The following is a 7,091-nucleotide window of genomic DNA, read 5'->3' on the forward strand; positions in this document are numbered from 1 at the left end:
CCGGAGGGTCAATAAGGTGGAGGGGACTCCACCCGCCCCGACCCGAGAAGATCATGAACTCTCCTGTTCGCCGCCTCGGCCCGCTCACCGCGCTGGCCGCGCTGCTGCTGCTGTTCTTCGCCGCTCCCGCCTCCGCGCACACCGCGCTCACGGGCAGCGACCCGGCCGACGGCGCCGAGGTCGCCGCGCCCACCCGGGTGACGCTGACCTTCAACGAGAACGTGCGCTCGGCACGGATCGTCATCCGCCCGGAGAACTCCGAGGCCGAGGTGCAGCGGGGCGCCGCCGAGCTGGACGGCCCGAAGGCCGTCCAGGCGGTCAAGGGCACCCTGCCGAACGGGAAGTACACGGTCGGCTACCGGGTGATCTCCGCCGACGGGCACCCGGTCACCGGGGTGCTCTCCTTCACCGTCGCCGGCCAGGACGGCGCCTCGCCCGAGGCCGCCGCCCCCACCACCACCGGCGCGGTCCCCCCGGCCGCGGAGGAGCCCGCAGCCGAGGGCGGCGCCACCCGCTGGATCATGGTCGGCGCCGGGCTGGCCGCCGGCGCGGGCGTCGGCCTGCTGTTCACCATGCGACGGCGCCGGTGATCCGCCAGGTCGCCAAGGCCGCCGCGCTCTCCGTCGTCACGACCGTCGTCGGCCTGGTCGCCGCCCTGTACGCGGGCGGCGCGGTGGCCGAACGGGTCGTCCCCGGCATCAGCGACGCCGGGGCCCTGGTCCGCTGGGGCCTCCCGGTGGCCCGCACCACGATGGAGATCGCCTCGGCGCTGACCGTGGGCTGCCTGCTCATGGCGATCGTGCTGCTTCCGCTGATCAAGGACGGGCTCACCTCGGCGGCCCAGCGCTACCTGCGGGCCGCGTCCTGGTGCGCGGCCGCCTGGGCCGCCGCGGCCGGCGCCACCCTGGTGCTGACCGTCGCCGAGATCCTCGGCCTGCCGGTCTTCGGACTGCTGCGCGGCCACGAGCTGTCCAGCTACGCCGGGCAGATCCCGCAGGGCACCGCGCTGCTGCTGGTCATCCTCATGTCCGTGATGACGGCGCTGCTGTCGCGCACGGTCTCCACCCCGGGCGCCGCCCTGGGCCTGTTGGCGCTGGCGCTGGTGGCGCTGCTGCCGCCCGCGCTGACCGGCCACTCGGCCGCCTCCCCCAACCACTCGGTCGCCATCGTCGGGCTCGCCCTGCACCTGCTGGCCGTGGTTCCCTGGGTGGGCGGGCTGGCCGTCCTGGTCTGGCACGCCCTGACCAGGAGCAGGCTGCTGGACACCGCCGTCGGCCGGTTCAGCCGGCTGGCCGTCTGGTTCCTGGTCATCGCCGGCCTGTCCGGGCTGGCCAACACCGTCTCCCGGCTGCCCGACCCGCTGCAGCTGTTCACCACCGACTACGGCCGGCTCATCCTCGCCAAGATCGTGCTGATCGCCGTCCTCGGCTGGTTCGGCTGGTGGCACCGGGAGCGCACGATCCCCGCCCTGCGCGAGGGAAGGCCGCTGGCGTTCACCCGGATCGCCGTCGTCGAGACCGCGATCATGGGCGCGACCATGGGCGTGGCGGTCGCGCTCGCCCAGACCGCGCCCCCGCCCCTGGCGACCGGCGCGGTGAGCACGGTGGAGGCGCTGATCGGCTACGAGATGCCGGCGCCGGTCACCGTGGCCAGGCTCGCCTCCCTGTGGCGGTTCGACCTCTTCTTCGTGGTGCTGGTCATCGTTCTGGGCGGCGTGTACCTGGCCGGGGTGCTGCGCCTGCGCCGCCGCGGCGACGCCTGGCCCTGGGGCCGCGTCGTCGCCTGGTTCATCGGGCTCGCCTCCATCGCCCTGGTCACCCTCAGCGGCGTGGCCACCTACGCCCCGATCCTGTTCAGCGTGCACATGGCCCAGCACATGACGCTGGCCATGCTGACCCCGATCTTCCTGGTGCTGGGCGCGCCGATGACCCTGGCGCTGCGCGCCCTCAAGCCCGCCGAGGTGCGCGGCGACCGGGGGCCGCGCGAGTGGCTGACCGCCGCCCTGGGCAGCCGCTACACCAAGGTCGTCGCGCATCCGGTGACCGCCGGGCTGATCTTCATCGGCAGCACCTACGCGCTGTACTTCAGCCCCGCGTTCGAGTGGATGATGCGCAACCACCTCGGACACATCGGCATGATGATGCACTTCGTGCTCAGCGGCTACCTCTTCTACTGGGTGATCATCGGCGTGGACCCCTCGCCGCACAAGATCCCCCACGTGGGCAGGCTGCTGCTGCTGTTCGTCACCATGCCCTTCCACGCGTTCTTCGGCATCGCGCTGATGAACATGGGCGAGCCGCTGGCCGCCAGGTGGTATGAGGCGGTCCAGCCGCCGTGGGGCGTCACCGCCGTGCACGACCTGCAGACCGGCGGCGCCATCGCCTGGGGCTTCGGCGAGATCCCCACGTTCATCGTGCTCATCGCGATCGTCGTCCAGTGGGCGGTCTCCGACCAGCGGCTCTCCCGCCGCACCGACCGCAAGGCCGAGCGCGACGAGGACGCCGAGCTCGCCCGCTACAACGCGATGCTCACCCAGCTCGGCGACGCCGGGCAGGCCGACGCCCCCGCCCGGCCCGCGCAGTCCGACGCCCCCTAGCGCGGCTGGATGAAGCCGCTCTCGTAGGCGAAGATCACCGCCTGGGTGCGGTCGCGGGCGCCGAGCTTGGCCAGCAGGTTGCCCACGTGCGTCTTGACGGTCTGCGGGCTGACGAACAGGGACGCGGCGATCTCGGAGTTGGACAGCCCGGAGGCCATCAGGCGCAGCACCTCGGCCTCGCGCTCGGTCAGCCGGTCGTGCCAGGGCGCGCGCTCGGGGGCGGGCTGGGCGTGCTCGGCCGCCAGCGCGCGGATCGCCGCGGGGAAGAGCAGGATGTCGCCCTGCACGACCAGCCGGATGGCCTGCAGGATCTCCTCGGGCCGGGAGCGCTTGAGCAGGAAGCCCGTCGCCCCGGCCCGCAGGGCGTCGTAGACGTAGTCGTCGTTCTCGAAGGTGGTGACGACGAGGATCCGGGGCGGGGACGGCACCCGGGCCAGGAGGTCGCGGGTGGCCTGGATGCCGTCGACCCGCGGCATCCGCACGTCCATGAGCACCACGTCGGGCCGGAGCCGGAGCGCCTCGTCCAGCGCCTCGGCGCCGTCGGCCGCCTCGCCGACCACCTCCAGGTCCGGTTCGGCGGCCACGATGGCCCGCAGCCCCGCGCGGATGAGCCGCTCGTCGTCGACGATCAGCACCGTGGTCATGACTCCCCCTCCGGGGTCGAGGCGATCATGTGCTCCCCTTCGGGATCGGGATGGAGACGCGCAGGCGCCAGAGGTCCTGGTCGGGGCCGGCGCTCAGCGTGCCGCGCAGGACGTGGACGCGCTCGCCCAGCCCCGCCAGCCCCCGGCCCCCGGTGTCCCCGCCGTGGGTGCGCGCGCCCATCGGATTGCTCAGCTCCAGGTCGAGCACGCCGGGGTCGGCGGCCAGCCGCAGCTCGACCGGCACGCGCCCGGCGTGCTTGGCCACGTTGGTCAGCCCCTCCTGGACGATCCGGTACGCCTCGCGGGAGACCGCCGCGGGCAGCCGGTCCAGGTCGCCCGTGCGGTGCAGGTCGATCTCCAGGCCGGTCTTGCCCAGCAGGTCCGCCAGGTCGCGCAGGGTGCGCTGGGGCGTGCGCTTGTCGCCGCCCGCCTCCTCGCGCAGGAGGCCGAGAACATGGTCGAGGTCCTCCAGCGCGGTCCGCGCGCTCTCCTCGATCGCCTGGAGCGCCTGCCGGGCGAACTCCGTGTCCTTCTCCAGCACGCGGGCGGCCGCGGCGGACTGCACGGTGACGATGCTGAGGGCGTGCCCGACGGAGTCGTGCAGCTCCCGGGCGAGCCGGGTGCGCTCGGCCTGCGCGTCGGCCCGCCGCTCGGCCGCGGCGATCCGCTCCTCCGGCGAGGGGCCCAGCGCCCAGGCCGCGGCACTGGCCGCCAGGGCGCCCAGGCCGACCACCCCGTAGCCGAGGGCGAGCAGGGGTATCAGCCCCAGGACGAGCATCAGCGGGAGCGCCCACCAGTGGCCCTCGTCCAGCGCCAGCGGGGACATCTGCCCGAAGAGGGGCAGGGTGAAGATCCAGCCCGCCAGGATCGGGATGACCACGCTGAAGAAGCCGACGCCCGCGCCGACCACCGTGTGGGCGGTGAACCAGGCGGCGGCGCGCAGCCGGGCCGGCCAGCCGGTGTCCCGGCCGGGCTGCTCCGGCGTGCCCAGCATCTCCAGGGCGATCGAGCACTCCAGGCGGCGGACCACCGGCATCAGCCCCGTCACCGCCAGCCCGCCCGCCAGGGCGAGCAGGAAGAGCACCAGCGGCAGCCACGGCGATCCCCCCGGGCCCAGGCTGCCCGCCAGGAACATCGCGATGGTCACGTAGGGGGTGGAGATCAGCCCGCCGAGGATCATGAACGCCCAGCGCCGCCACGTCACCCCGGAGTACAGAGGGCGGAGCGAGAACCTGGGCACCCCCTCATTCTCCCAGCCCTCCGGAAGGGGGGCCTCCCCCCCAGGTCCCGTACGGATATCCCCCCCGCGTGGGAGTGACGGAAGCGACAGGACACGGTTCTATAAATCAAGTGACACCCGGTCTAAGGTGATCGGGAGGTTAAAAGTGTCAGTAACTGACGATAGCGTGCGAACATGAGCGGCAGGCAAGAGCAGACCGGGCCCCGGCCCGCGGACCCCGCGGACCACCCGCGGGCCGTCGGCGCGTGCCCTGACGTGCCGCGGAAGGACGAGGCGGCGGCGCCCGGCCCGGTCGCGTCCTTCATCCGCTACGTCGTCTGCGGCGGCGGCGTCACCCTGCTCTCCAGCTGGGCCCTGATGCTGCTGGACGCCAGCATGAGCCTGGTCGTCGCCAACGCGCTGGTCACCGTCCTGGGCACCCTCCTGGTCAACGAGCTGCACGGCCGGGTGTCCTTCAAGAGCGAGCGGCGCGGCTGGCGCATGCACGGCGAGTCCGCGCTCACCGCGCTCGGCGCCTACCTGGTCACCACCGGGGCCATGCTGGTGCTGCACCACTTCTCCGCGCACCCCACCGCCGTGCTGGAGCAGGGCGTCTACCTCGCCGCCTCCGGCGTCGCGGGCACCTGCCGCTTCCTGGTGCTGCGGCTCGTCGTCTTCGGCCGCCGCCCGCGCCGCGGCGGCCGCAACACGGTGGTCCTGGCCGCCTGACCCGGCGCCGCCGCCGTCCCGGACGGCGAGGGCCCCGACCGCGTGCGGCCGGGGCCCTCCTCCTCCGGAACGATCTCTCCTCCTGAAGGAGGACCTACAACCCGACGCAGGCCAGTGCCCGGCGGTAGGCGTCGCGCCGGTGGGTCTCCTCGCCGGTCTCGCCCATCAGCTCGGCCAGGTCGAACCAGGCCTGGGCGGCGTCGCGGGTCGACTCCATCTCCTCCAGGTGGGTGGCGGCCCGGGTCAGCACCTCCAGCGCCTCGTCCCGGCGGCCCAGCCGCACGTACGCCTCGCCCAGGACGGTCAGCGCCCAGGCCGAGGTGCGCCGCGGCGCCTCACCCAGCAGGTCCAGCGCCTGCTGGGCCAGCTCGACGGCCTCGGCGGGGTGGCCCAGGAGCGTCTCGGCGCGGGCCAGCTCGGTCAGGCACCAGGCGGTGTCCACCTCGCCCGCGGCGTTGCCCTCGATCTCCTTGCGCGCCTTGAGCAGGATCTCCCGGCCGCGGGCGGCCTCGGACGGGCGGGCGCGCAGCAGCAGGGAGGCGTACGCCAGCTTCAGCCGGGAGAGGTTGCGCGGGTCCTCGTCCTCGCCCAGCAGGCTCAGCGCGCGCTCGGCCAGGGAGACGCCCCGCTCGTACTCCCCGCGCATCTCGGCCACGTACGCGGCCTCCCAGTACGCGGCGATCCTGGCCTGCACGGTGCCGATCCGCTCGGCCCGCACCACCAGGTCGTCGGCGAGCTGCCCGGCCCGCACCAGGTCGCCGCGCTCGATGCAGCAGCCCAGCAGGGTGGCGCCCAGGTGGACGGCGGCGTCGGTGTACTCCCCGCCGGCCACCGACAGGCGGCGCAGCGCCTCCTCGGCGACCTGGACGCCGGCGCTGGTGTCGCCGCGCTCGCGCAGGCAGCGGCTGAGCGCGACGTGGGCGCGGGTCCAGTGGTCGCGGTCGTACTCCAGGGACGAGCCCGCGGCGATCTCCCGCAGCGCCGCGATGGCCTCCTCCAGCTCGCCCGCCGCCTCCAGCGCCAGCGCGTGGCCCCACCGGGCCTGGCGCAGCATCTCGGGCAGGGCGAGGGCGTCGGAGTGCGCGAGGACCTCGGCGAAGCGGTCGCGGGCCTCGGCGGCGGCGCCGTTCTGCAGCGCGATCTCGGCGTACTCCAGGGTGACGCGCAGCTCGTCGACGATGTCCTCGCTGACGCCGCTCACCAGGTAGGTGGGCGAGCAGTTGAGCTTGCGCGCGAGCAGGTCGATCACGCTGGGGGCGGGCACCCGCTTGTCGCTCTCGATCAGGGAGATATAGCTGTCGGAGAGCTCGGGGAAGGCCAGCTGGGCCTGGCTTATGCCCAGTTTGATGCGGAGGTTTCTGATCCGGTCTCCCAGAGTCTCTTGACTCACTGACACCCGCTCCTTTTAACTTGGAGTCATGCCCCGCTTGCACAGAGTCATTACGTTTATGGTGATCCTAGGAGTCCTGGGGCTCCCGGTATCGGTGCCTGCCGCCCACTCCGCTCCCCCGTCGGGAGCGGGGCCACGGGTGCATTGTTGTTGATTCTGGCCGAGAGAAGCATCACATCGCGCGGAGTGCCAGGAAAAAGTCCACTCTGTCCTCCAAAGTCGAAAGATCGCGTCCGGTGAGCTCCTCGATCCGCCGGATGCGGTAGCGCAACGTGTTGACGTGGAGGTGCAGCCGCCCCGCGCACCGGCTCCAGGAGCCCGAGTTGTCGAGGAACGCCGCCAGCGTCCGCACGAGGTCGGAGTGGTGCACGGTGTCGTACTCCTGCAGCGGCCCCAGCAGCCGGTCCCGGAACGAGCGCCGCACCCCGTCCGGCACGGTCGCCAGCAGCAGCGCGTGGGAGTGGATCTCGTCGCTGGTCACCACGTGGGCGCGCCCGGCGCGGCGGGCCGCCG

Annotated in this window: 7 protein-coding genes; 3 read left to right on the forward strand and 4 right to left on the reverse strand. The window is 73.3% G+C overall.

The annotated features are described in order from the left end of the window. Positions 1-53: 53 nt before the first annotated feature. Both ABD140_RS36045 and ABD140_RS36050 read left to right on the forward strand, forming a co-directional pair. Positions 54-590: a copper resistance CopC family protein gene (locus ABD140_RS36045; RefSeq protein ID WP_344246791.1), complete on the forward strand. Its 537-nt coding sequence runs from the start codon at positions 54-56 to the stop codon at positions 588-590. Then, a complete protein-coding gene (locus tag ABD140_RS36050) occupies positions 587-2,596 on the forward strand; it encodes a bifunctional copper resistance protein CopD/cytochrome c oxidase assembly protein (RefSeq protein ID WP_344246793.1) in 2,010 nt (669 codons plus the stop codon). The genes ABD140_RS36045 and ABD140_RS36050 overlap by 4 nt, the downstream gene beginning before the upstream one ends. Here the strand turns inward: ABD140_RS36050 and ABD140_RS36055 are convergent. Together ABD140_RS36055 and ABD140_RS36060 are read right to left on the reverse strand one after the other, a co-directional pair. Continuing rightward, positions 2,593-3,240 (reverse strand): response regulator, encoded by a 648-nt coding sequence (locus ABD140_RS36055; protein ID WP_344246796.1) that lies wholly within the window; start codon positions 3,238-3,240, stop codon positions 2,593-2,595. The genes ABD140_RS36050 and ABD140_RS36055 overlap by 4 nt on opposite strands. A 25-nt stretch (positions 3,241-3,265) precedes the next feature. Next, complete coding sequence (locus tag ABD140_RS36060) at positions 3,266-4,480, reverse strand: sensor histidine kinase (RefSeq protein ID WP_344246798.1); 1,215 nt, start codon at positions 4,478-4,480, stop codon at positions 3,266-3,268. Between the two features lie 174 nt (positions 4,481-4,654). On the opposite strand from ABD140_RS36060, the gene ABD140_RS36065 reads away from it, so the two are divergent. After that, positions 4,655-5,188, forward strand: coding sequence for a GtrA family protein (locus tag ABD140_RS36065; protein ID WP_344246800.1), 534 nt, complete (start codon positions 4,655-4,657; stop codon positions 5,186-5,188). 94 nt (positions 5,189-5,282) lie between these two features. On the opposite strand, the gene ABD140_RS36070 is transcribed toward ABD140_RS36065, so the two are convergent. Further along, a complete protein-coding gene (locus ABD140_RS36070) occupies positions 5,283-6,578 on the reverse strand; it encodes a helix-turn-helix domain-containing protein (RefSeq protein WP_344246802.1) in 1,296 nt (431 codons plus the stop codon). Between the two features lie 172 nt (positions 6,579-6,750). After that, a partial coding sequence (locus tag ABD140_RS36075; protein WP_344246804.1) for a PucR family transcriptional regulator occupies positions 6,751-7,091 on the reverse strand: 341 nt, incomplete at its 5' end.

It is taken from the genome of Actinocorallia libanotica (assembly GCF_039525175.1).
GTDB classification, from domain to species: Bacteria; Actinomycetota; Actinomycetes; order Streptosporangiales; family Streptosporangiaceae; genus Actinocorallia; species Actinocorallia libanotica.

What these genes read in the sequence shown, in the direction of transcription:
- ABD140_RS36065 (WP_344246800.1), top strand. Translation starts at nt 4,655, where the DNA reads ATGAGCGGCAGGCAAGAGCAGACCGGGCCCCGGCCCGCGGACCCCGCG.
- ABD140_RS36055 (WP_344246796.1), bottom strand. Translation starts at nt 3,240, where the DNA reads ATGACCACGGTGCTGATCGTCGACGACGAGCGGCTCATCCGCGCGGGG.
- ABD140_RS36045 (WP_344246791.1), top strand. Translation starts at nt 54, where the DNA reads ATGAACTCTCCTGTTCGCCGCCTCGGCCCGCTCACCGCGCTGGCCGCG.